The organism is Pseudomonas sp. J380, assembly GCF_009827115.1.
GTDB classification, from domain to species: Bacteria; Pseudomonadota; Gammaproteobacteria; order Pseudomonadales; family Pseudomonadaceae; genus Aquipseudomonas; species Aquipseudomonas paracarnis.
Genome location: NZ_CP043060.1, coordinates 4,675,313 through 4,700,208, shown reverse-complemented (window position 1 = coordinate 4,700,208; position 24,896 = coordinate 4,675,313). Strand labels below are relative to the sequence as shown.

Sequence of the window (24,896 nt, the reverse complement as noted above, 5' to 3'; positions counted from 1 at the left end):
ATCTCCCACCATCTTTTCACGCCAGAAATTACCCAGACAAAAAAACGCCCCCAGCCAAAAAAATCAGGCTGGAGGCGCCGCGTATGCCGCGAGACGGTTCAGGAAACTGGGGTCAAACGGCGATGCCCTTGCGGCATTGCACTTGAGCGGTACGCACCCGAGAAAAAGCGCGGGCAAGCCGAAGAAGCATTTCGTCGATATGGGTTTTGCTGATGTTCAGCGCAGAGGTAAAGCGCAGGCAGTCAGGTTGCGCGGCAGTGAGAATCAAGCCTTCGTGCAGCGCGGCCTTGACCACTGCAGCGGCGCAATCGTCCGACAGTGTCAGGCCCCAAAGCAGCCCGTTGCCGCGCAAGGGCCCATGGCCGTAGCGATAGGCGAGGCGGGCAAGGCCTTCTGCCAGGTACAAGCCCGATTCACGTAGGTGCTCGAGAAAGCCGTTCTCCAATAGAGCGTCGAGTACTGCGATACCCGCAGATGCCATCAGTGCATTGCCATGATGTGTACCGTCCAGCTCGCCCGGTTCGAAGCAACAGGCAGTGCCACGCGCCAGCAGCGCCGCCAGGGGCACACCGCCGCCCAGGCCTTTGCCCAGGGCAATGATGTCGGCGCGCACGCCGTATTGCTGTTCGGCGAGCAAGCTGCCGCAGCGGCCGATACCGGTTTGCACTTCGTCGAAGATCAGCAGGATCCCCAGCTCACGACACAGGCGTTCGACGCCCTTGAGGTAATGTTCTGTCGCAGGGAGGACACCGCCGCCGCTTTGTATCGGCTCCAGCATGATGGCGACGGTCTGCGCATCGACCGCTGCATGCAGGGCCGGCAGATCGTTAAACGGCACTTGGCTGAAACCTGGCAACTGCGGTTCGAATCGGTTTTCGCAGGCCACAGCCGACGCCGACATCGCCCCCAGGCTCCGCCCATGACAGCCATTGTTTACGGTGATGATGTGGTAAGCGCCACCGCGATGCAGTTGGCCCCACTTGCGTGCCAACTTGATGGCCGCTTCACAGGCTTCGGCACCGCTGTTGAGCAAATAGGCCTGGTCGCTGCAGGTGTGGTGGCACAGACGATCGACAAGATCCAGTTGCGCGCGGTTGTGCAAACCCAGGCCAGGGTTGATCACGGTGTGCATCTGTTGGGCAATGGCGTCGCGTACGGCCTGGGGACTGTGACCCAGGCTGTTGGCCCCACCGCCTTGACTGAAATCCAGATAAGCGCGGTCGTCAGCGTCCGAAAGCCAGGAACCCTGCCCCTGTACAAACACCTGGGGCGGGCGCGCCACAGTGGGCATCAGGCACTGGCTGGAAACATCTGCACGCGGGGCATGCACAACCAGGTCATCCAGACTCGGCGCGCAGCGACGGAACAAGTTCACACTTCCCCCCCGCTGGCAACCTGACCTTGGTCGATGCCACCTGCCAATGAGGCCTTCAGATTTTTTGCCTTGCCTATGTAAACGCTATCAACAAAAACGCTGTTCATTGTCCGATCCGGCCCTGTAAGCCCTGCGAATAGGCGCTAGACTAGGCGCCTCGGGGGCCAGCGGCCATTTCGATTTTCCAGCTTTTTCGATAAGCAAACCTTATGGATTTCAAGCAACTGCGTTATTTCGTCGCGGTGTATGAGGAAGGCCACGTAGGCCGCGCCGCGGAGCGTCTGTCGATCTCCCAGCCAGCGCTGTCGCAACAGGTTCGCCAACTGGAACAGAACCTCGACGTCAGCCTGTTCGAACGCAGCAGCAAGCGTCTGTTGCCGACCTTGGCGGCCCACACCTTATACAACCACGCATTACCGCTCATTGATGGTATGCAGCAAGCCGTCGAGGCACTGCGCAATTTCAAGGGCCAGGCCATGCGCAGCCTGGCCATCGGCGTGCTGCAAACCGTGCACACCAGCCTGGTACCGCAGATGCTTGAGCGCGTGCGCAAGGCCCAGCCCCATCTGGTGGTGCAGATTTACGAGCTGACCGGGCTTGAGATTGAGCGGCGGTTGCTCAATGGCTCACTCGATATTGGCATCAGCTACCTGCCACCCCGTCAACCGGGCCTGCACGGCGTGTTGCTGTATGAAGACGAGCTGAAGGTGGTGATACCCGAAGATCATCCGTTGCGCGAGTTCAAGAAAGTCTCGCTCAAACAAGCCGCCGAATTACCGATGTTGCTGCTGGGGGAAGAGTTTCAGGTTCGGCAGATCTGGCAAGGCCAACTGTCCAACCTCGGGCGGCGCCCGCAAGTGCAGGCGGAGCTCAATACCATGGTGGGCATTCTCGACAGCCTGCCTCACACCCGCTTGGCGACCGTGCTGCCTGGGCGCTCCCAGGACGAACACAACAGCAAGGCACTGCTGTGGAAACCCTTGAGTGAGCCCAGGGTACCGCTGAAAGTAGGGTTGGTATGCCGCGATGTGCAACGCCAGCAGGCGACGGTGGCGTTGCTGCGCACCCTGCTGGAAGACGTGATGAATGCCCCGCCGGCAACTGCCTGACTTTTTCGCGGGCAAAAGAAAACCCCGCCGAAGCGGGGCTTTGCAGACTGTTTCCCTGACATCCATTTCACTCCGCCGTCCTGGCAGAATCCTACGTGTCCGTGTTGTTGCTTTGCGCTTCCTGCGCGACGTCCATGTGAAGTAGATTAGCCGTGGATCCAATGTGGCGATAGAGGACGATTAGCAGCACGTCATGTAAGAGAATGCTTACACGCCCTCTTCCCCCTTAAAACAGGGCTTCATCCATCAGGAAAAGTGATTCGCTACCGGCTTTTACCGATGCACTCAACGAGTGGATACGCGGCAACAGGCGGGCAAAGTAGAAACGCGCAGTCCCCAGTTTGCTGGCGTAGAAATCCTCTTCGCCCTCCTTGCCTAACGCCGCCTTGGCCATGCGCGCCCACATATAGGCATAGGCCATGTAGCCGAACGCATGCAGGTATTCCACCGAGGCTGCGCCGATTTCATTAGGATTGCTCTTGGCGCGGTCCAGCACCCAGGCCGTCAGCTCATCCAGGTTACCTACTGCCACACCCAGCGGCTTGGTGAACTCGGCCAACTCAGGGCCCGATGCGGCGATGAACTGGCGGATCTCATCGGCGAACAAGGTATAGAACGCACCGCCGCTGCCGACGATCTTGCGCCCCATCAGATCCAGGGCCTGAATGCCGTTGGTACCTTCGTAGATCTGGGTGATGCGCACGTCACGCACCAATTGCTCCTGGCCCCACTCGCGGATGTAACCGTGACCACCAAACACCTGCTGGCCGAGTACGGTGGTTTCCAGGCCCAGGTCGGTGAGGAACGCCTTGGCAACTGGCGTCAACAACGCCACCAGGTTATCGGCACGCTCGCGCGCCTGCGCATCGTCGCTGAACTTGGCGATGTCCAACTGCGTCGCCACGTAGGTGGAAAACGCCCGGCCGCCTTCGTTCGCCGCCTTCATGGTCAGCAACATACGACGGACATCCGGATGCACGATGATCGGGTCTGCCGGCTTGTCCTTGGCCTGTGCGCCTAGCGGGGAACGGCTCTGCAGACGGTCACGGGCATATTCAATCGCGTTCTGATAGGACCGCTCGCCAGAAGCCAAGCCCTGGATACCGACGCCCAGGCGCTCATAGTTCATCATGGTGAACATCGCAGCCAAGCCACGGTTGGGCTCACCGACCAGGTAACCCACGGCTTCGTCGAAGTTCATCACACAGGTGGCGGAGGCCTGGATGCCCATCTTGTGTTCAATGGAGCCGCAGTTCACCGGGTTACGCGCGCCCAGGCTGCCATCGGCATTTACCAGGAACTTCGGCACCAGGAACAGCGAGATGCCCTTGGGCCCGGCCGGTGCGTCCGGCAGTTTGGCCAGCACCAGGTGGATGATGTTTTCGGTGAGGTCGTGCTCGCCACCGGTAATGAAGATCTTGGTGCCGCTGACCTTGTAGGAGCCGTCCGCCTGAGGCTCGGCCTTGGTGCGGATCATCCCCAGGTCGGTACCGGCATGGGCTTCCGTCAGGCACATGGAACCGGCCCACTCACCGGAATACATCTTCGGCAGGTAGGTGGCCTTGAGTTCTTCACTGGCGTGGGTGTTGATCGATACACAGGCACCGGAGGTCAACATCGGGTACAGGCCGAAAGCCAGGCTCGACGAGTTGATCATCTCTTCAACCTGCGCCGACACCGCCTTGGGCATGCCCATGCCGCCGTAGGTCGGGTCGCCGCCCACGCCTACCCAGCCGCCTTCGGCGTAGGTGCTGTAGGCCTGGGGAAAACCGTCGGGAGTCGTCACGGCGCCGTCCGCCCAGTGGCAGCCTTGCTCATCGCCGCCGCGGCTGAGCGGGGCAATGGATTTGGCGGTGACCTTGCCGGCCTCTTCCAGGATCGCTTCGACGGTTTCGGCGTCAACGCTGTCTGCCAATGCCGGTAACTGGGCCCAAGTATTAGCGACCTCAAACACTTCGTTGAGGACGAAGCGCATATCACGCAACGGCGCTTTGTAATCAGCCATGGCAAACCTCGTGAGAACGTGAAAAGTAATTCGATAGGATCGGTTTTACAGACGTCGAGTGTACCCGAACAACTTTTCAGACACATAGGGTCCGTTCGTGACCATTAAGTATTTACAAGTCACACAAGGAAGCTTTCCTGTAGGAGCGAGCTTGCTCGCGAAAAACTCACAGGCGCCGCGTTCATTCAGCAAGCACGCGTTATCGTTGACGTTCTTCGCGAGCAAGCTCGCTCCTACAGGGAGAAAGCGTCAGCTGGGAGACTCATCAGGCATTCGCTCCCTGCCTCTACCGCAGCACGGTGCATGGCCGTACGCGGCAACAAGCGCTTGAAATAAAAGTCGCAGGTCGCAAGCTTCGCCTGGGCAAACTCTTGGTCGTCCTGGCCGTGCGCCGCGATCGCCATGCGCAACCACAGGTAGGCGAGGATGATGTAACCGCTGTACATCAGGTAATCCATGGCCGCCGCGCCCACTTCATCAGGGTTTTTCATCGCCGCCGTGCCGACCTTCAAGGTCAGTTCGCCCCATTGCTGGTTCAGTTCATTGAGTTGCGCCACATGGGCCTTGAGTTGCGCATGCTCGGCATTGGCCGCGCAGAACTTATGCACAATTTTGGTAAACCCACGCAGCAACTTGCCCTGGCTGCCCAGCACCTTGCGCCCGAGCAGGTCCAGGGCCTGGATGCCGTTGGTGCCTTCATAGATCGGCGCAATCCGTGCGTCACGGGCCAGTTGCTCCATGCCCCACTCGCGAATATAGCCATGACCACCGAATACCTGCATGCCGTGGTTGGTCACCTCCAGGCCGGTTTCGGTCATGAAGGCTTTACAGATCGGCGTGAGGAAGGCCAACAGGTCCTCGGCTTCCTGGCGTTGGCCAGCGTCGCTGCCAAGGTGCGCGGTATCGAGCAGTTGCGCGGTGAAATAGGTCAACGCGCGGTTGCCCTCGTTGAAAGCCTTCATGGTCAGCAGCATGCGGCGTACATCGGCGTGCACGATGATCGGGTCAGCGGCTTTCTCCGGCGCCTTGGCACCGGTCAGCGAGCGCATCTGCAAGCGGTCATTGGCGTACTTGATCGCGCCCTGGAAGCTCGCTTCGCCGTTGCACAGGCCCTGCATTCCCGTGCCCAGGCGGGCGTGGTTCATCATGGTGAACATGCAGTTGAGGCCCTTGTTCGCCTCGCCAATCAAATAGCCTTTGGCGCCATCGAAGTTCAACACGCAGGTGGCAGAGGCCTTGATGCCCATCTTGTGTTCGATGGAGCCGCAGTGCACCGCATTGCGCTCGCCGGAGTCGGCATGGAACTTGGGCACGATAAACAACGAGATGCCCTTGGTACCCGCCGGCGCGTCCGGCAGCTTGGCCAGCACCAGGTGGATGATATTGGCGCTCATGTCGTGCTCGCCGGCCGAGATGAAGATCTTGCTGCCGGTGACCGCGTAACTGCCGTCCGCCTGCGGCACGGCGCGGGTCTTGATCAAGCCCAGGTCGGTGCCGCAGTGGGCTTCGGTCAGGCACATGGTGCCGGTCCATTCGCCAGCGGTGAGCTTGCTCAGGTAGGTGGCTTTCTGTTCGTCGGTGCCGTGGGCGTGGATGGCCGACATCGCACCGTGGGTCAGGCCCGGGTACATGCCCCAGGAGGTGTTGCTGGAGCCGATCATCTCGCTCAACACCAGGCCGAGGGAATGGGGCAGGCCCTGGCCACCGTAGGCCGGGTCTGCCGCCACGCCGTGCCAGCCGCCTTCCACATACTGGGCAAAGGCTTGCTTGAAGCCTTTGGGAGTGGTCACCACGCCATTATCGAAATGGCAGCCCTCTTCATCGCCGCTGCGATTGAGCGGCGCGAGTACGTTTTCGCAGAACCTGGCGCCTTCTTCGAGGATCGCACTGACCATGTCCGGGCTGGCATCCGTGGCGCCCAGGGCCGCGTAGTGGCCGTGGAAATCGAATACGGTGTCGATCAGAAAGCGCATGTCGCGCAAGGGAGCTTTGTACTCAGGCATGGCAATGTCTCCGGCAGCAGATAGGGTTAACCTACTGCCGGCCCTGGCCGTGGACAATCACTGTAGCGCTGCTGAATACAGCGCCATTACTCAACCGGCAGCGCTCTCCATGCGCACCGCGCCACGGCGGGTTTGCCCGGCGGCGACCACACAATTACGCCCCGCACCCTTGGCGGTGTAAAGCGCCTGGTCGGCGGATTTGAGCACCTCGTCGGGGCTGCGTTGTTCGGCCTGGCGCTCGGCCACACCGATGCTTACCGTCACCGACACGCTGGACGCGCCGCTGCCGGCACGGCGCTGGCGGCCTTGATGATCGTCCTGGGGGCGGTCCGGGTTGCGCAACTTGATGTCGTAGCTGGCGATGATCTCGCGGATCTCCTCCAGGTGCGGCATGCACTCATCCAGGGTCTTGCCGGCAAACACCACGGCAAACTCTTCACCGCCGTAACGATAGGCCCGCCCGCCGCCATTGACCTTGGACAGCTTGCTCGCCACCAGGCGCAGCACCTGGTCGCCCACATCGTGGCCGTGGGTGTCATTGAAACGTTTGAAGTGATCGACGTCGCTCATCGCCAGCACATAGTTGCGACCTAGCCGCTGCATGCGCTCGTTGAGGGCACGTCGCCCCGGCAAGCCGGTGAGCTCATCACGAAACGCCATTTGATACGCCTCGTGCGCCACCCCCGCAGCGATCATCAGCATCACCTGGCTGCACATGATGTTGAGGGTGAACGGCAGGATGAAGGTTTGCGGCAACATCCAGAACATGCCCAGCAACCCCACCAGTTGTGCCGCGTGCAGCGGGCGCGGCTGGTACCAGTATTGGGCGGCCAGGGTGAGAAAGCCGATCAGGAACATCGGATAGGAAAGTTGGATCAGGCTCATCCAGGCGCCATGCAGCATCGGCCAACGGATCTCCGCCAACCAGCCCAGCAAGGCCTGGGGAAAACTTTGCTCCAGGGCCAGCGCCACACTGCCCACCGCCAGCAGCACCGCACAGCGGGCGACGAAGTCGCGGAACAGATGGGTCTTTTCCTGCCACAGCGCATAAATGCTGAACAGCAAGGGCAACAGCAGGCAGCACAGGTGGAACACCACCGCAGCGTCTTCACGCACGCGGCCATTGTCGCGGTAGAAGTCGGTCTGGGTATCCAGCAGGAAATAGGTGACGTAAACCGTGACCATCAAGAACAGTTCACGCTGGCGTCGATACACCGCGCAGTAGGCGCCGCCGAGCAACAGCACCAGGGTGGGCAGCACGTTGAACAGCGAGGTGAAGAAGACGCTGAGGTCCTTGACGTACGCAGCCGAGAGCCCGGCCAGCAACAGCAGCAGCGAAGGGAGAAAATGGCTGAAACGTACAGCGGACACGCGTGACAAGGGTAAAACTCCGACCCGCTAACGAATAATGGCACTGTGCCGCTAAGCGATCAGTTAAGCACAACCGACCGAGCATGTATCACATTGCCATCACTGTAACGGCAGCTCATCATAATCCCTGAGTGCAGGACTGCGGTTTTTTAGACGCGCTCCCACACAAATGCAAAAAAACCGCCGCATCCCGAGGGAGGCGGCGGTTTCTAGAAGAACCTGGTAAGGCTTAGTAAGCCAGGCCGAAATCTTCTTCTTTCATGTCCATCAGGTTGTTGGCGCCCGACAGCATGGTTGCCACGTGGGTGCGGGTACGCGGCAGGATGCGCTGGAAGTAGAAGCGCGCAGTCTGCAACTTGGCGGTGTAGAACGCCTCTTCGCTGGTGCCGGCGGCCAGTTTCTCGGCGGCCAGGCGTGCCATGTCGGCCCAGAAGTAAGCCAGGCAGGCGTAGCCTGAGTACATCAGGTAGTCCACCGAGGCAGCACCGACTTCTTCACGGTCTTTCATCGCGGCCATGCCGACCTTCATGGTCAACTCGCCCCACTCTTTGTTCAGTGCCGCCAGCGGTGCAACGAACTCTTTAACCGCGTCGTTACCTTCGTTGGCCTGGCAGAACTTGTGCACGATCTTGGTGAAGCCCTTGAGCGCTTCGCCTTGGGTCATCAGCACTTTACGGCCGAGCAGGTCCAGCGCCTGGATGCCGGTGGTGCCTTCGTACAGCATAGAAATGCGGCTGTCGCGAACGTTCTGCTCCATGCCCCACTCAGCGATAAAGCCGTGGCCACCGTAGATCTGCACGCCGTGGTTGGCCGATTCAAAACCGACTTCGGTCATGAATGCCTTGGCGATCGGGGTCATGAAGGCCAGCAGGGCATCTGCCTGTTTCTTGGCTTCGTCGTCGGTGCCGTACTTGACGATGTCCACTTGCTTGGCGGTGAAGTACACCATCGCACGGTTACCTTCGGCGAAGGCTTTCATGGTCAGCAACATGCGGCGTACATCAGGGTGCACGATGATCGGGTCAGCGGCTTTGTCCGGCGCTTTCGGGCCGGTCAGGGAGCGCATTTGCAGGCGATCACGCGCATATTTCAAGCCGCCCTGGAAACCGATCTCGGCGTGAGCCAGGCCTTGGAGCGCAGTGCCCAGCCGAGCGGTGTTCATGAAGGTGAACATGCAGTTCAGGCCTTTGTTCGCCGGGCCGATCAGGAAACCGGTGGCCGCGTCAAAGTTCATCACGCAGGTGGCGTTGCCGTGGATACCCATTTTGTGTTCCAGGGAACCACAGGTGACCGCGTTGCGCTCGCCCACAGAGCCATCGGCGTTGGGCAGGAACTTGGGCACGATAAACAGCGAGATGCCTTTGGTGCCGGCCGGTGCCTCCGGCAGGCGGGCCAGTACGATGTGGACGATGTTGTCGGCCATGTCGTGCTCGCCGGCCGAGATGAAGATCTTGGTACCGGAGACTTTGTAGGAGCCGTCAGCCTGAGGCTCGGCCTTGGTGCGCAGCATGCCCAGGTCGGTGCCGCAGTGTGGCTCGGTCAGGCACATGGTGCCGGTCCATTCGCCCGACACCAGCTTGGTCAGGTAAGCCTCTTGCTGCTCGGGGGTGCCGTGTTCGGAAATAGTGTTCATCGCGCCATGGGACAGGCCTGGGTACATGCCCCATGACCAGTTGGCTTCGCCGACCATTTCGCTCACGGCCAGGCCCAGGGATTCCGGCAGGCCTTGGCCACCGTGCTCCACGTCGTGGGCCAGGCTTGGCCAGCCGCCTTCGACGAATTGTTTGTAGGCTTCTTTGAAGCCCGCTGGGGTCTTAACGCCTGACTCACTCCAGGTACACCCTTCGATGTCGCCCACGCGGTTCAACGGTGCCAGTACTTGCTCACAGAACTTGGCGCCTTCTTCGAGGATGGCGTCGACCATGTCCGGGGTAGCGTCCTGGCAAGCCGGCAGGCTCTGATAGTGCGCTTCATAACCGAGCAGTTCGTCACGAACGAAGCGAATATCACGCAAGGGGGCCTTGTAGTCAGGCATAGCGATAAACCTCTGCTGATGTAACTGGGATGAACAACCGCGTGGATTTGTTATGGCGGTCAAACAGGTGTTTGAAACATACGTTTACGACCCAGGGTTGTCAAGCGTCGGCCAGATGCCGTTTGTCTTGACGCGGGTCAGCCAGGCACGGCGAGGCCTGCGGCGGGATGCCACACAGAATTTTAGGAAAGATGAAGTTTTTTGTAGGAGCGAGCTTGCTCGCGAAGGACATCAGCACACCGTGCTAGTCCAGGCGGTACGCGTTATCGTTGACGTTTTTCGCGAGCAAGCTCGCTCCTACAGGGTAGGACGGGATCAGGCGTAGGTATCGATCAACGTACCGAGCATTTCGTCCGAAGCCTTGGCGACTTTCGCCCCCAGCTCGATTTGAAACTTGCCCTGGGCCATTTCCACCATGTTGCTCGCCGAATTGGACGCTTGGGCGCGGTCATTGGCTTGCAGACGGTCGCTTTGCGCGGCCGATGGCTGGGTGGTCGCGGCGCTGGCAATATTGCCGGCCGCCTGGTCGACACGGTTCTGCCCGGTCTGAATGCTGCTCAGGCCCGAATAAAACGCGCTGCTTCCAGAGATTTCCATGGCGTAAGCCTGCCTTTAGAGAATCGTGAAGCCCGATTGAACCAGACATCCTGGCAAAAGGCTCGTCAAAAACACTAATGGCATATTGCCTTAGCGATAGCCAAAATCAGTCAAGCAGGTCCAGTTCCAAGTACTCGGCCACCGCGCCAGCCCCGGCGTGCTTGAGTTTCGGCACTCGCCCCAGGCAAGGCGCGGGCAGGCGCTCAGCCAGGGTGGCGAGGTTTTCTTCCAGACGAGAGGTCTTGGGGTCGATGATATTTGCCACCCAGCCCGCCAGCGGCAAGCCATCCCGTGCGATGGCTTCGGCGGTGAGCAACGCGTGGCTGATGCACCCAAGGCGCACGCCTACCACCAGGATCACCGGCAGTTTGAGCGCCATGGCCAGGTCCGACAGGTTGGCCTGGTCGGCCAAGGGCACGCGCCAACCGCCTGCCCCTTCGATCAAGGTGAAGTCCGCGCCCCGTGCCAGGATCTGCTGCATCGGCTTGAGCAGCGATTGCACCGTGAGCCCGACGCCCGCCTCGCGCGCTGCCAGATGCGGCGCGATAGCTGGCTCGAAGGCCACCGGGTTGACCTCGGTATAACTGAGCGGTATGGAACACTCGGCCAGCAACGCCAACGCATCGGCATTGCGCAGGCCCTCGGCCGTCAGTTGGCAGCCCGACGCCACCGGCTTTCCGGCGGCCGTGCTTTTGCCGGAAAGCCTGGCCGCATGCAACAGGCCGGCGGCGATGGTGGTCTTGCCAACATCGGTGTCTGTACCGGTGATGAAGTAAGCGGCGCTCATAACGGTTTCTCCAGTACGGCATACACCACCTGGTACGTGGCGGGCAGGCCCTGGGCCTGGCGGAACTGCTCGTAGGCCTCTACCAGCGCGACAATCCGCGCACGGCCCGTCAATCCTCCCGGGCGGCCTGGGTTGAGGTTATGGGCGCCCAGTGCCTTGAGTTCATGGGTCAGGCTGCGCACATCCGGGTAATGCAATACGTGGGGCTTTCGCTCCAGGCTGATCACGCGCAAACCACTGGCCGCACACCGTTGCTGATAAGCCTCGAAGGTGCGGAAGCTATTGACGTGGACCAGGCCATCCGCCGCCCGCCAACTCTCGCGCAACTCATCCAGGGTGCCTACGCACAGGCTGGCAAAGGCCAGCACACCACCTGGTCGCAGCACGCGCCGGGCTTCGCTGAGCACCGCATCAAAATGGGCACACCACTGTACCGCGAGGCTGGAGAAGAACAGCTCGAAGCTGTCAGCTGCAAGCGGCAAGCGTTCTGCATCGCCGGCTATAAAGTGCGCAGCGCCACCCAGTGGACGCGCGTGGTTGAGCATGCCCTCGGCAATATCCAATGCCACACCTTGGCTGCCGGGCAAACGCTCGCCCAGTACGCGGCTGAAGTAGCCCGTGCCGCAGCCCATGTCCAGCCAACGCTGTGGCGCCAGGCCGTGAGGCAAACGGCTGAGCAGTTCATGGCCGACCACACGCTGCAACTCGGCCACGCTGTCGTAACTGGCCGCCGCACGGGAGAACGAGGCCGCGACCTGGCGCTTGTCCGGCAAGCCCCCTGGCAAGGGCGGATGGGATAGGTCAGTCATCGACACACTCATGCAAAAAAGCCTGGATGGCCCCGGCAACTCCGTGAGGGTCTTCCAGAAGAAACGCGTGACCGGCCTGTTCAATCAGGCCGATTTCTACATCGGGGAGCAAGGCCAGCAGGTCACTGGCGGCTTCGGCAGGCACCAGCCCATCCAGGCCGGCAAACAGGTGCAACTGCGGCCCACGAAACGCCTGCAAGGCCGCCCGCGTGTCCAGTTGGGCCAGCAACTCCAGGCCGGGCATCAAGACGCTGGGGGAGGTATTCGGCGCACCGCTGACCAACAACCGCGACAAGCCGCGCGGGTCTTCGGCACCCTTGGCGCACAACAGCCCAAAGCGCTTGAGCGTGACCTGGGAATCGGCATGGCAGCCGGCCAGAAATGCGTCGAAGGTTTCCGTAGGCATCCCATGGGGCCAGCCGTCATGGGCGACGAAACACGGGTTGCTCGCCAGAGTCAGCAAGCCACAGCACCGCTCGCCACGGCGTGCCGCCAACTCGGACGCGAGCATGCCGCCCAGCGACCAGCCCCCGAGCCAGGCATTGTCCGGCAGCGTCGCATCGAGCTCATCGAGCCATTCACCGAGTTCGCTGGCCTGCAGCGCCGGCAAGGGTTCGATCTGTACCTGCAAGTGCTCGTTCAGGCCGTGCAACGCAGCGGCCAACGGTTCCAGCGGTGACACACCCAGGCCCCAGCCCGGTAGCAGGATCAGTCGATTACGCATAGCCGGGCTCCGAGGCGTCTAACAAGCGAAAACACGCTTGCAACTCGTCTAACAATAGCTGCACCTGCGCTTCGCTGTGGGCCGCCGTCAATGTCACCCGTAGACGGGCACTGCCGGCGGGCACGGTCGGTGGGCGAATGGCAGTCACCATCAGGCCGCGCTCGCGCAGCATCTGCGAGAGGCGCAGTGCCCGGGCGCTGTCGCCAATCAGGATCGGTTGGATCGGCGTAAAGCTGTCCATCAACGCCAGGCCTATCTGCTCGGCGCCGCGACGGAACTGGCGGATCAACGCGTTGAGGTGCTCGCGTCGCCAATGTTCGCTGCGCAGCAGTTCCAGGCTTTTGAGGGTGGCGCAGGCCAGTGCCGGTGGTTGGCTGGTGGTGTAGATATACGGGCGTGCGAATTGGATCAGGCTCTCGATCAAGTCCTCACTGCCGGCCACGAAGGCCCCGGCGGTGCCGAACGCTTTGCCCAAGGTGCCAACCAGCACGGGCACGTCCTCCTGGCTCAAGCCGAAATGCTCGACGATGCCGCCGCCGTTGGCGCCCAGCGGGCCGAAGCCATGGGCGTCATCCACCATTAGCCAGGCACCTTTGGCCTTGATTTCACGGGCCAGCGCGGGCAGGTCGGCGAGGTCGCCGTCCATGCTGAACACACCGTCGGTGACCACCAAGGTATTGCCGGTGGCTTTCTCCAGGCGCTTGGCCAGGCTGCCCGCGTCGTTATGCAGATAGCGGTTGAAACGCGCACCGGACAGCAAACCGGCATCCAGCAAGGACGCGTGGTTAAGCCGGTCTTCCAGTACCGTATCGCCCTGCCCCACCAGCGCCGTGACCGCGCCGAGGTTGGCCATGTAGCCAGTGGTGAACAGCAAGGCACGCGGGCGACCGGTCAAATCAGCCAGGGCTTCTTCCAGCTCATGGTGCGGTGTGGCGTGGCCCACCACCAAGTGCGAAGCGCCACCGCCCACGCCCCAGCGGGACGCACCGGCGCGCCAGGCTTCGATCACTTGCGGGTGATTGGCCAGGCCGAGGTAATCGTTATTGCAGAAGGCCAACAACGGTTGCCCGTCCACCACCACGTGCGGGCCTTGGGGGCTCTGCAGCAAGGGGCGCTGGCGGTAAAGATGGTCGGCACGGCGGGCAGCGAGGCGCGCGGCGAGATCGAAAGACATGCTGGCCTCGATTTAACAGGTTCAACTCAATCCGATGGGGGAGCTGGCTTGCCTGCGATAGCGGTCCTTCTGACACTTCAATACTGAAAGTGCCGCCGCCATCGCAGGCAAGCCAGCTCCCACACTGGAATGCATTCCAAAGGTGGTTACACCACAGCGTTGTAGAACTGCTCGCTGCTCTTTTGCTCCACCAACGCCTGCTCGATCGCCGCCTGATGCACTTCATCGGCATGCTCTTCACGGGCTTCGGGCAGGATGCCCAAGCGTGCGAACAGTTGCATATCCTTGTCCGCCTGGGGGTTGGCGGTGGTCAGCAGTTTGTCGCCGTAGAAGATCGAGTTGGCGCCGGCAAAAAAGGCCAGGGCCTGCATCTGCTCATTCATGGCTTCGCGGCCAGCCGACAGGCGCACGTGGGACTGCGGCATCAGGATGCGCGCCACCGCCAGCATGCGGATGAAATCGAAGGGGTCGATGTCATCGGCGTTTTCCAACGGCGTGCCCGCCACTTTCACCAGCATGTTGATCGGCACCGACTCCGGATGCTCCGGCAGGTTGGCCAACTGGATTAGCAAGTTGGCGCGGTCGTCGAGAGACTCGCCCATGCCAAGGATGCCGCCCGAACAGATCTTCATCCCCGAGTCACGCACGTACGCCAGGGTTTGCAGGCGCTCGCTGTAGGTGCGGGTGGTGATGATCGAGCCGTAGAACTCCGGCGAGGTGTCGAGGTTGTGGTTGTAGTAGTCCAGGCCGGCCTGGGCCAGGGCTTCGGTCTGGTCCTGGTCAAGGCGACCGAGAGTCATGCAGGTTTCCAGGCCCATGGCCTTCACGCCTTTGACCATTTCCAGCACATAGGGCATGTCTTTGGCCGACGGATGTTTCCATGCCGCGCCCATGCAGAAACGCGTCGAGCCGATGGCCTTGGCACGTGCGGCCTCTTCGAGGACCTTCTGCACCTCCATCAGCTTCTCTTTTTCCAGGCCAGTGTTGTAGTGGCCCGACTGCGGACAATATTTGCAATCTTCCGGGCAGGCGCCGGTCTTGATCGACAGCAGCGTCGACACTTGCACGCGGTTGGCGTCGAAATGCGCGCGGTGCACGGTCTGCGCCTGGAACAACAGGTCGTTGAAGGGCTGCACGAACAGGGCTTTGACTTCAGCTAAAGACCAATCGTGACGCAGGGTGGCAGAGGTGCTGGCGCTCATGGGCGATTCCTTGATTATGCTTTGGCAAGCGCTGCGGGAAAGGCAATACCCACAGGCACGACACGGATGCTCGGCATATTTAAGGAAGATTCATGCACTGTCAACCTGAGCACAAACACGAAGTTTACATCTGGTTAAAAAGCATACAGCCTTGTTTGATCTGCGATGAGTGCATCGAATCAGACGAGCCCCTGTGCAGCGCCTGCGAAACAGAATTGCCATGGCTGATGGAACAGTGCGAACGCTGCGCACTGCCCTTACCCATGGACGGACTGCTCTGCGGCCAGTGCCAAAAACAGCCACCGGCCTTTCACCAGGTGGTCGCGCCATGGACCTACAGTTTTCCCGTGGACACCCTGATCAGCCGCTTCAAGCATCAGGCGCGTTGGCCGCTGGGGCACTTGCTGGCGCGTCTGCTGGGGCAGCACTTGCAGCATCGCTTCGATAACGCCGAACTGGAGCGCCCCGACTGCCTGCTACCGGTGCCCATGGCGCGCAAACGCCTGCGCGAACGCGGCTTTAATCAAGCGTTGATGCTGGCCCGCTGGCTCAATCACGCCCTCGACATTCCCTTTAATGAACACGCGCTCTTACGCCCCCATGAAACCGTGGCGCAGCAAGACCTCGATGCCAAGACCCGCAAACGCAACCTGCTCAACGCCTTCGCACTGGCCCCCGGCATTCAGGTTGCCGGGCAACATCTGGCGCTGGTAGACGACGTCCTCACTACCGGCGCCACGGCCCACAGCCTGGCGCGCTTGTTGATAAACGCCGGCGCGCGCCAGGTGGATGTGTATTGCCTGGCCCGTACGCCCAAACCCGGCAGCTGACTTGACTCCCCTGCGCCAGCGCGGCAACGTCGGCGCATCTCACCCAAGCGTATCTGCCATGTCTGTGCCCAGCCCTCTCAGCCAACACATCATCCGCCGCCCCCAGCGTATTGCCTTGCTGGGGCATATCGCCGAGCAGGGCTCCATCACCCGTGCGGCCAAGAGTGCCGGGTTGAGTTACAAGGCCGCCTGGGACGCCATTGATGAGCTGAACAATCTGGCGCAAAAACCGCTGGTGCAACGCAGCGTCGGTGGCAAGGGCGGTGGCGGCGCCAAACTGACGCAGGAAGGCGAACGGGTGCTGCGCCTTTATCAGCGCCTGCAACTGCTTCAGGCCGAGATCCTTGGCTCGGACGAAGCGGCCAGCGACTTCAACCTGCTGGGCCGTTTGATGCTGCGCACCAGCGCGCGCAACCAATTGCACGGCCAGGTCAGCACCATAGAGAGCCATGGCCACAACGACATGATCCGCCTGCAATTGGCCGGCGGCCTGCACCTCGACGCACAGATCACCCACGACAGCACCCTGCGCCTGGAGCTGCAGACCGGTGTGGAAGTAGTGGCCCTGATCAAGGCCGGGTGGCTTGAATTACTGGCGGACGGACAAGCTGAAACACTTGGACACAATTGCCTGGAAGGCAGGATCGAGACCATTCTCGCCGCCGACGACGGCCCCAGCGAGGTGCGTATTGCCCTGCCCAACGGCCAAGTGTTGTGCGCGCTGGCGCCGCCCGTCGCACTCAAGGCCATTGATGCGGCGCAGGGCCAGCCGATCCGCGTGCAGTTTGCACCCAGCCATGTATTGCTTGGCACCCCGGTGTAACGGGCGCGCGTCTTCAAGCTGCAACAATTCGGTCACAAGCGCTGCTTAAGGTGTCTGCAAAAACCTTAAGGAGCCTGTGATGAGCCTATTAGAAGAAAACCAAGCCACCGACCTTGAACAGATGGTGGGCCTGACCCGCCGTCGCTTTATCGGCGCAGGCGCCCTGTGCGGCGCCGCGATGTTTCTCGGCGGCAACCTGCTGAGTCGCAGCGCCCTGGCCGTGAATGCCGCTACCGCCAGCCCGTTGCTGGGGTTCACCAGCATTGCCGCCGCCACCAGCGACACCATCACCCTGCCACCGGGCTACAGTGCTTCGGTGTTGATCAGTTGGGGCCAGCCCCTGCACAACAACGCCCCGGCTTTCGACCCGTCCGGCCATGGCACCGCCAAGGCTCAGGAACAACAGTTCGGCGACAACAACGACGGCATGAGCCTGTTTCCATTCCCCGGTGACGACAACCGCGCGCTGATGGCGATCAACAACGAATACACCAACTATCGCTACCTCTACGCCCACGGCGGCGCGCCTCAATCGGCCGAAGACGTGCGCAAGGCCCTGGCCAGCGAAGGCGTGTCGGTGATCGAAGTACGCCGCAAGGGCGGCACCTGGCAGTTCGTCCAGGATTCGCGCTACAACCGGCGCATCCACGGCAATTCACCGATTCGTTTGAGTGGCCCTGCCGCCGGCCATGACTGGCTGAAAACCGGCGCCGACAAGAGCGGCAAAAAAGTCCTCGGCACGTTCCAGAACTGCGCCAACGGCAAGACGCCGTGGGGCACCTACCTGACCTGCGAAGAAAACTTCACCGACTGCTTCGGCAGCAGCAACCCGCAGCAAACCTTCGACGCAGGGCAGAAGCGCTACGGCGTGGTGGCCGCCAGCAAAGACATCAACTGGCATCAGCACGACCCGCGCTTTGACATGGCTAAGAACCCCAACGAACTCAATCGCCATGGTTGGGTGGTGGAAATCGACCCGTTCGATCCGCAATCCACCCCAGTCAAACGCACGGCCCTGGGGCGCTTCAAACACGAAAACGCGGCCCTCGCCGAAACCCGTGACGGTCGCGCCGTGGTGTACATGGGCGACGATGAACGCGGTGAATTCATCTACAAGTTCATCAGCCGCGATCAGATCAACCACAACAACCCTAAGGCCAACAAAGACCTGCTCGACCACGGCACCTTGTACGTGGCGATCTTCGACGCAGGCGACGGTGATGCCGACCACCCCAAGGGCAAAGGCCAGTGGGTTGAACTCACCCATGGCAAAAACGGCATCGACGCCAGCAGCGGTTTCGCCAACCAGGCCGAGGTGCTGATTCATGCGCGCCTGGCCGCCAGCGTGGTGAAAGCCACACGCATGGACCGCCCGGAATGGATCGTGGTCAGCCCCACCGACGGCCAGGTCTATTGCACCCTGACCAACAACGCCAAGCGCGGCGAAGAGGGCCAGCCGGTAGGCGGCCCCAACCCACGGGAGAAGAACGTCTACGGCCAGATCCTGCGCTGGAAAGCCGACGCCGATAACCACGGTGCCACGGACTTCACCTGGGACCTGTTCGTGGTGGCCGGCAACCCCGGCGTGCATGCCGGCAACCCCAAGGGCGGCTCGTCCAACATCAACCCGCAAAACATGTTCAACAGCCCCGACGGCCTGGGCTTCGACAAAGCCGGGCGCCTGTGGATCCTGACCGATGGCGACTACAGCAACGCCGGCGACTTTGCGGGCATGGGCAATAACCAGATGCTGTGCGCCGACCCGAGCACTGGAGAAATCCGTCGCTTCATGGTGGGGCCGGTGGCGTGTGAAGTGACGGGGATCAGCTTTTCGCCGGACCAGAAAACATTGTTCGTGGGCATTCAGCACCCAGGGGAAACCGGTGGCTCGACCTGGCCGGAACACCTGCCCAATGGCAAACCGCGGTCGTCGGTGATGGCGATTCGGCGGGATGATGGCGGGATCGTAGGCGCCTGATAGACCGCTATCGCAGGCAAGCCAGCTCCCACATCTCGATGTGTAAATACATGCCAGTGTGGGAGCTGGCTTGCCTGCGAAGGCGTCCGCACAGCCACCGCCTATCTATGCTGTTACCATACCCGGCCGGACGCGGCGCCCTGCTGCGCGCAGGAGTTCGCATGGCCCACCCGTTTGAAACACTCACCCCAGACCTGGTGCTCGACGCCGTCGAAAGCATCGGTTTCCTCAGCGACGCGCGGGTTCTGGCGCTCAACAGCTACGAAAACCGCGTGTACCAAGTGGGCATCGAAGACGCCGAACCACTGATCGCCAAGTTCTATCGCCCCCAGCGCTGGACCAACGAGGCGATCCTGGAAGAACACCGCTTCACCTTCGAACTGGCCGAGTGCGATGTACCGGTGGTCGCCCCGTTGATCCACAACGGCGAGAGCCTGTTCGAACACGCAGGTTTCCGCTTCACCCTGTTTCCGCGCCGTGGCGGCCGCGCGCCGGAGCCGGGCAACCTCGATCAGCTTTACCGGCTCGGGCAACTGCTGGGGCGTTTGCACGCGGTGGGCTCCACCCGCCCGTTCGAACACCGCGAAGCCCTGGGGGTGAAGAATTTCGGTCACGACTCCCTCACCACCTTGCTTGAAGGCAACTTCATTCCCAAAAGCCTGTTGCCGGCCTACGAGTCCGTGGCCCGCGACCTGCTCAAGCGTGTGGAAGAGGTTTACAAGGCCACGCCGCACAAGAACATCCGCATGCACGGTGACTGCCACCCCGGCAACATGATGTGCCGCGACGAGATGTTCCATATCGTCGACCTGGATGACTGCCGCATGGGCCCGGCGGTGCAAGACCTGTGGATGATGCTGGCTGGCGACCGCCAGGAATGCCTCGGCCAGCTCTCGGAACTGATGGACGGTTATCAGGAGTTCCACGACTTCGACCCGCGCGAACTGGCGCTGATCGAGCCGCTGCGCGCCCTGCGCCTGATGCACTACAGTGCCTGGCTCGCACGACGCTGGGACGACCCGGCGTTTCCCCATAGTTTTCCGTGGTTTGGCAGCGAGCGGTATTGGGGCGACCAGGTGCTGGCGTTGCGCGAGCAACTGTCGGCGCTCAATGAAGAACCGCTAAAACTCTTCTGAACGCGTTCCATCATCGCGCCCACGCTCTGCGTGGGCGCGCATCCTGTGACGCTCCGCGTCACGATTTAAGAGCAGACGCAGAGCGTCCAAGGCGGCGTTACCACGCGGAGCGTGGGAACGAGCGTTGTTTGACAAATATCCTTACAATTGCGCTTTGTTAGCTGCCTGAGCAAGGATTCTGCAATGCAAGCCGCCAACCCCCGCAAGGGGTACATCCTGGGCCTGAGCGCCTATGTCATCTGGGGTCTATTCCCGCTCTACTTCAAAGCCATCGCCAGCGTGCCCGCCGCCGAGATCATTGTTCACCGCGTATTGTGGTCGGCACTGTTCGGTGGGCTGTTGCTGATGGTGTGGAAACATCCCGGCTGGTTTCGCGAACTGCGCGACAACCCCAAGCGCCTGGCGATCCTGGCCCTCAGCGGTTCGTTGATCGCCGCTAACTGGCTGACCTATGTGTGGTCGGTGAACACCGGGCGCATGCTCGAAGCGAGCCTGGGTTACTACATCAATCCGCTGGTGAATGTGCTGCTGGGCATGCTGATCCTCGGCGAGCGACTGCGTCGTTTGCAATGGGTGGCGGTGGGGTTGGCAGCGGTAGGTGTGGCGCAGCAGGTGTGGCAAGTCGGTAGCCTGCCGTGGGTGTCGCTGGCGCTGGCGCTGACGTTCGGCTTCTACGGTTTGATCCGCAAGCAGGCGCCGGTCAAAGCGCTGCCAGGCCTGGTGGTGGAAACCTGGATGCTGGTACCCATTGCCGTCGCCTGGTTGCTGTTCAACCCGACCGCCCACAGCGCGCAACTGGCGTTCTGGAGCACCTCCGAGGCCTGGTGGCTGGTGGCCGCAGGACCGGTGACGCTGATTCCCCTGGTGTGCTTCAACGCCGCTGCACGGCACTTGCCCTACACCGCCCTGGGCTTTTTGCAGTATGTGGCGCCGACGCTGGTGTTGCTCGAAGCCGTGCTGTTGTTCGGTGAACACCTGGCGCCGAGCACCTTGGTCGCCTTCGCCTTTATCTGGGCCGGGTTGGTGGTGTACAGCCTGGATGCCTGGCTGACCGTGCGCAAACGCTGATCAAATAACGTACAAACCTCTGCAAGCCACGGCTTTCGTGGCTTGCAGCGTTCCACCCAAAGGTTATCCACAACCTGATCCCCGCCATTTGTGCACAAGCCCTTGAAACTGCTCGTTTTTTGCTCAACTTGCGCAGAAGGCCGGCGGACGTGGCCTGGCGTCGGGTCTCTACAGGTTATCCACAGGCCCATGCAAGATTTCCCTGCATAACCTTGTGGATCGTTATTCCTCCTGACGCAACTCCACCATCAAGTCATCGGCCAAGGTTTCCAAAGCCTCTTGCAGGGTTTCCAGCGACAGCGTAGCCGGCACTTGCAACAACGCCTCGGCATTGAACAGCGGATCACCGCTCATGGGCGCCGGGCGCACATCGGTGCTCAGGCGTTCCAGGTTGACGCCCTGCTGGCTCAGCAGCGCGGTGATCTCACGCACGATGCCCGAGCGGTCATTGCCCACCAGGGTCATCAGGATCGGCTTGGACGCCGATGCCTGCCCGCTGCTGCCCTCACCCACCAACACGCGAATGCCATGGGTGGATAAATCCTCCAATGCCCCCACCAATGCCTGGCGCTGCTCGCTCGGCACGCTCACCCGCAGGATCCCGGCAAACTGCCCGGCCATGTGCGCCATGCGGCTTTCCAGCCAGTTACCACCATGACTGGCAATGTTCTGCGCGATGCGTTCAACCAGGCCGGGTTTGTCGGCGGCGATAATAGTGAGTACAAGATGGTCCATGGCGCAGTCCCTCGGTTGGTTGATCCTCGATTATAGACATGCCGCGTTTATCCAGAAGGGACGCGTGATCGTTAACGTCCATCGCAGGCAAGCCATCTCCCCAGACAAATCGTGTACCATTTTTATATTTATCTGGAACAATCCAATAGTTTTTTGAGAACATCCGGTTCTCCGCTGTGACCGTACGACCAAAGTGGGTCGCTAAACGACGTATTTAGTCTAATTTTCACAACCGCAAGTCATCATGTAGTATGCCCAACCGTGCACTACATAATGAAAATCTGATAAAGCGCATAAGCTCCGCAGAGTGAGGCAAGCAATGACTGAACACGTTCAAGTCGGTGGCCTGCAGGTCGCCAAAGTCCTGTTCGACTTCGTGAACAACGAAGCCATTCCCGGTACCGGCATCACTGCCGACCAGTTCTGGGCCGGTGCCGACAAGGTCATCCATGACCTGGCCCCGAAGAACAAAGCCCTACTCGCCAAACGCGACGACTTCCAGGCGCGGATCGATACCTGGCACCAGACCCACGCCGGCCAGGCCCATGACCCGGTGGCCTACAAAGCCTTCCTGCAAGACATCGGCTACCTGTTGCCAGAAGCCGCAGACTTTGAGGCCTCGACCCAAAACGTCGATGATGAGATCGCACGCATGGCCGGCCCACAGCTGGTCGTGCCGGTGATGAACGCCCGCTTCGCCCTCAATGCCTCGAATGCGCGCTGGGGCTCGCTGTACGACGCGCTGTATGGCACCGACGCCATCAGCGAAGCCAACGGCGCCGAGAAGGGCAAGGGCTATAACAAAGTGCGTGGTGACAAGGTCATTGCTTTCGCCCGCGCCTTCCTCGACGAAGCCGCACCGCTCAGCGCCGGCAGCCATGTTGATTCCACCGGCTACAAAATCGTCGATGGCAAGCTGATCGTCAGCCTCAAAGGCGGTAGCAACAGCGGCCTGCGTGACGATGCCCAGTTGATCGGTTTCCAGGGCCCTGCGGCCGAGCCGATTGCGATCCTGCTCAAGCACAATGGCCTGCACTTCGAAATCCAGATCGACGCCAGCACCCCAGTCGGCCAGACCGACGCTGCCGGCGTCAAAGACGTGCTGATGGAAGCTGCGCTGACCACCATCATGGACTGCGAAGACTCCGTCGCCGCCGTGGATGCCGATGACAAAGTGGTGATCTACCGCAACTGGCTCGGCCTGATGAAGGGCGACCTGGCCGAAGAAGTGGCCAAGGGCGGCCAGACCTTCACCCGCACCATGAACCCTGACCGCGTCTACACCGGCGTGGATGGCAGCGACGTGACCCTGCACGGCCGTTCGCTGTTGTTCGTGCGCAACGTTGGCCACTTGATGACCATCGACGCGATCCTCGATAAAGACGGCAACGAAGTACCCGAAGGCATCCTCGACGGCCTGATCACCAGCCTGGCGGCGATCCACAGCCTCAACGGCAACAACACCCGCAAGAACAGCCGCACCGGTTCCGTATACATCGTGAAACCGAAGATGCACGGCCCGGAAGAAGCCGCGTTCACCAACGAACTGTTCGGTCGCATCGAAGAGGTGCTGAACCTGGCGCGCAACACCCTCAAGGTCGGGATCATGGACGAGGAGCGCCGCACCACGGTCAACCTCAAGGCCTGCATCAAGGCGGCCAGTGAGCGCGTGGTGTTTATCAACACCGGTTTCCTCGACCGCACTGGCGATGAAATCCACACCTCCATGGAAGCCGGCGCGATGGTGCGCAAGGCGGCCATGAAGGCAGAAAAGTGGATCGGCGCCTATGAGAACTGGAACGTCGATATCGGCCTGAGCACCGGCCTGCAAGGTCGTGCACAGATCGGTAAAGGCATGTGGGCCATGCCCGACCTGATGGCGGCGATGCTCGAGCAGAAAATCGCCCACCCGTTGGCCGGTGCCAACACCGCCTGGGTACCGTCGCCGACCGCCGCAGCCCTGCATGCGTTGCACTACCACAAGGTTGATGTGTTCGCCCGTCAGGCCGAGCTGGCCAAACGCGAGCGCGCTTCGGTGGACGATATCCTCACCATTCCTCTGGCCAGCAACACCGATTGGTCCGAGGAAGAGATCCGCAACGAGCTGGACAACAACGCCCAGGGCATCCTCGGCTATGTGGTGCGTTGGATCGACCAGGGTGTGGGCTGCTCCAAGGTGCCGGACATCAACGATGTCGGCCTGATGGAAGACCGCGCCACCCTGCGTATTTCCAGCCAGCACATCGCCAACTGGCTGCGCCACGGCATTGTCAACGAAGACCAGGTGATGGAAAGCCTCAAGCGCATGGCGCCCGTGGTAGACCGCCAGAATGCCGGGGATGCGTTGTACCGCCCACTGGCTCCGGACTTCGACAGCAACATCGCATTCCAGGCAGCGGTGGAGTTGGTGATTGAAGGGACCAAGCAGCCTAATGGCTATACCGAGCCGGTGTTGCACCGCAGGCGTCGGGAGTTCAAGGCCAAGAACGGCCTGTAATGGAAAAAGCCCTGATCGAAAGATCGGGGCTTTTTTATCAGTGTCAGTTAGACCGCGTTGCCTGAATCGCAGGCAAGCCAGCTCCCACAGGGAGTGCATTTCAAATGTGGGAGCCGGGCTTGCCCGCGAAGAGGCCAGGCCAGTCACCCCACACTCAGGGCACCATCCCCAACTCCCGCTTCACCAACTTCGCCAACTTCACGCTATCAATCGGCTTGAGCAAGAAATCCACCACGCTCAAATGCATCGCATCAATCACATCCGGCGCTTCCGCGTCTCCAGACATGATGATGATCGGCAACGCCGCACGGGTGGACTCACGCACCTGGCGGATCAATTCCAGGCCATTGCTGGGCGCCATACGCAGGTCGGTGATCAGCAAACCGATGGAACTGCTCGTCTTCAACAAATCCCACGCAGCCTCGCCACTTTCGGCAGTCATGCAGCGAATACCATCGAGCCCAAGGATTTCCGCCAGCAATTCACGCGCGTCCTTGTCGTCGTCCACGATCAAAACGCGTTGGGGGGGTAAATCGGGCTCCAGCATCACGGCGCTCAGCGCCTCGCGCTCGGCATCACTCAAAATATCGTGGTCGGACATACGTTTCTCAGCAGTTCTCATCAATCTCCCAGCACAC

The 24,896-nt window shown here is 61.2% G+C and carries 20 protein-coding genes; 7 read left to right on the top strand and 13 right to left on the bottom strand.

Translation table 11 applies throughout. The features are described 5' to 3' along the window. Positions 1-112: 112 nt before the first annotated feature. Positions 113-1,375, bottom strand: coding sequence for an aspartate aminotransferase family protein (locus tag FXO12_RS21275; RefSeq protein WP_057976571.1), 1,263 nt, complete (start codon positions 1,373-1,375; stop codon positions 113-115). 209 nt (positions 1,376-1,584) lie between these two features. Here FXO12_RS21275 and FXO12_RS21270 point away from each other — a divergent pair, with 209 nt between their 5' ends. Next, positions 1,585-2,484 carry a LysR family transcriptional regulator gene (locus FXO12_RS21270; RefSeq protein WP_034128841.1) on the top strand — a complete coding sequence of 300 codons (900 nt, stop codon included), beginning with the start codon at positions 1,585-1,587 and terminating at the stop codon, positions 2,482-2,484. Between the two features lie 226 nt (positions 2,485-2,710). Here FXO12_RS21270 and FXO12_RS21265 read toward each other — a convergent pair whose 3' ends face one another. The 10 genes from FXO12_RS21265 to bioB all read right to left on the bottom strand — a co-directional run bounded on the left by FXO12_RS21265 (position 2,711) and on the right by bioB (position 15,191). Continuing rightward, positions 2,711-4,489 (bottom strand): acyl-CoA dehydrogenase C-terminal domain-containing protein, encoded by a 1,779-nt coding sequence (locus FXO12_RS21265; RefSeq protein WP_057976569.1) that lies wholly within the window; start codon positions 4,487-4,489, stop codon positions 2,711-2,713. 233 nt (positions 4,490-4,722) lie between these two features. After that, complete coding sequence (locus FXO12_RS21260; RefSeq protein ID WP_057976568.1) at positions 4,723-6,492, bottom strand: acyl-CoA dehydrogenase C-terminal domain-containing protein; 1,770 nt, start codon at positions 6,490-6,492, stop codon at positions 4,723-4,725. 90 nt (positions 6,493-6,582) lie between these two features. Then, positions 6,583-7,872, bottom strand: a complete 1,290-nt coding sequence (locus tag FXO12_RS21255; RefSeq protein WP_054896781.1) for a diguanylate cyclase — start codon at positions 7,870-7,872, stop codon at positions 6,583-6,585. A gap of 220 nt (positions 7,873-8,092) precedes the next feature. Continuing rightward, positions 8,093-9,898: a phenylacyl-CoA dehydrogenase gene (locus FXO12_RS21250; protein WP_057976565.1), complete on the bottom strand. Its 1,806-nt coding sequence runs from the start codon at positions 9,896-9,898 to the stop codon at positions 8,093-8,095. 315 nt (positions 9,899-10,213) lie between these two features. Continuing rightward, positions 10,214-10,495 (bottom strand): hypothetical protein, encoded by a 282-nt coding sequence (locus FXO12_RS21245; protein WP_057976561.1) that lies wholly within the window; start codon positions 10,493-10,495, stop codon positions 10,214-10,216. A 106-nt stretch (positions 10,496-10,601) separates the two neighbouring features. Next, a complete protein-coding gene (gene bioD, locus FXO12_RS21240) occupies positions 10,602-11,282 on the bottom strand; it encodes a dethiobiotin synthase (RefSeq protein WP_054920713.1) in 681 nt (226 codons plus the stop codon). Continuing rightward, the gene (gene bioC / locus FXO12_RS21235) at positions 11,279-12,091 is read right to left on the bottom strand and encodes a malonyl-ACP O-methyltransferase BioC (RefSeq protein ID WP_054920717.1); all 813 of its coding nucleotides are present in this window, start codon (positions 12,089-12,091) and stop codon (positions 11,279-11,281) included. Before bioC ends, bioD begins: the two co-directional genes overlap by 4 nt. Beyond that, entirely contained in the window at positions 12,084-12,815 is a 732-nt protein-coding gene (locus tag FXO12_RS21230; RefSeq protein ID WP_054896778.1) for an alpha/beta fold hydrolase, read from the bottom strand. Before FXO12_RS21230 ends, bioC begins: the two co-directional genes overlap by 8 nt. Continuing rightward, on the bottom strand, positions 12,808-13,989 hold the full coding sequence (bioF, locus tag FXO12_RS21225; protein WP_054920719.1) for an 8-amino-7-oxononanoate synthase: 1,182 nt from the start codon (positions 13,987-13,989) through the stop codon (positions 12,808-12,810). The genes FXO12_RS21230 and bioF overlap by 8 nt, the downstream gene beginning before the upstream one ends. Before the next feature lie 146 nt (positions 13,990-14,135). Further along, a complete protein-coding gene (gene bioB, locus FXO12_RS21220) occupies positions 14,136-15,191 on the bottom strand; it encodes a biotin synthase BioB (RefSeq protein ID WP_014720209.1) in 1,056 nt (351 codons plus the stop codon). Between the two features lie 92 nt (positions 15,192-15,283). Between bioB and FXO12_RS21215 the strand changes: the two genes are divergently transcribed. From FXO12_RS21215 to rarD, 5 genes are all read left to right on the top strand, one after another. Beyond that, positions 15,284-16,021 (top strand): ComF family protein, encoded by a 738-nt coding sequence (locus tag FXO12_RS21215; RefSeq protein WP_057976557.1) that lies wholly within the window; start codon positions 15,284-15,286, stop codon positions 16,019-16,021. A 58-nt stretch (positions 16,022-16,079) separates the two neighbouring features. Beyond that, on the top strand, positions 16,080-16,844 hold the full coding sequence (locus FXO12_RS21210; protein ID WP_054896775.1) for a TOBE domain-containing protein: 765 nt from the start codon (positions 16,080-16,082) through the stop codon (positions 16,842-16,844). A gap of 79 nt (positions 16,845-16,923) precedes the next feature. Next, entirely contained in the window at positions 16,924-18,822 is a 1,899-nt protein-coding gene (locus FXO12_RS21205; protein ID WP_057976555.1) for a PhoX family phosphatase, read from the top strand. A gap of 161 nt (positions 18,823-18,983) precedes the next feature. Next, positions 18,984-19,958, top strand: coding sequence for a serine/threonine protein kinase (locus tag FXO12_RS21200; protein WP_034128855.1), 975 nt, complete (start codon positions 18,984-18,986; stop codon positions 19,956-19,958). Between the two features lie 183 nt (positions 19,959-20,141). Continuing rightward, positions 20,142-21,026 (top strand): EamA family transporter RarD, encoded by an 885-nt coding sequence (gene rarD, locus FXO12_RS21195; protein WP_057976553.1) that lies wholly within the window; start codon positions 20,142-20,144, stop codon positions 21,024-21,026. Positions 21,027-21,248: 222 nt separating this feature from the next. Here the strand turns inward: rarD and FXO12_RS21190 are convergent, their stop codons facing one another. Beyond that, a complete protein-coding gene (locus FXO12_RS21190) occupies positions 21,249-21,761 on the bottom strand; it encodes a glycine cleavage system protein R (RefSeq protein ID WP_003194815.1) in 513 nt (170 codons plus the stop codon). Between the two features lie 319 nt (positions 21,762-22,080). Here FXO12_RS21190 and FXO12_RS21185 point away from each other — a divergent pair, with 319 nt between their 5' ends. Next, positions 22,081-24,258, top strand: a complete 2,178-nt coding sequence (locus FXO12_RS21185; protein WP_054896773.1) for a malate synthase G — start codon at positions 22,081-22,083, stop codon at positions 24,256-24,258. 154 nt (positions 24,259-24,412) lie between these two features. Here the strand turns inward: FXO12_RS21185 and FXO12_RS21180 are convergent, their stop codons facing one another. Continuing rightward, positions 24,413-24,859, bottom strand: coding sequence for a response regulator (locus tag FXO12_RS21180; protein ID WP_019817416.1), 447 nt, complete (start codon positions 24,857-24,859; stop codon positions 24,413-24,415). Positions 24,860-24,896 lie beyond the last annotated feature (37 nt).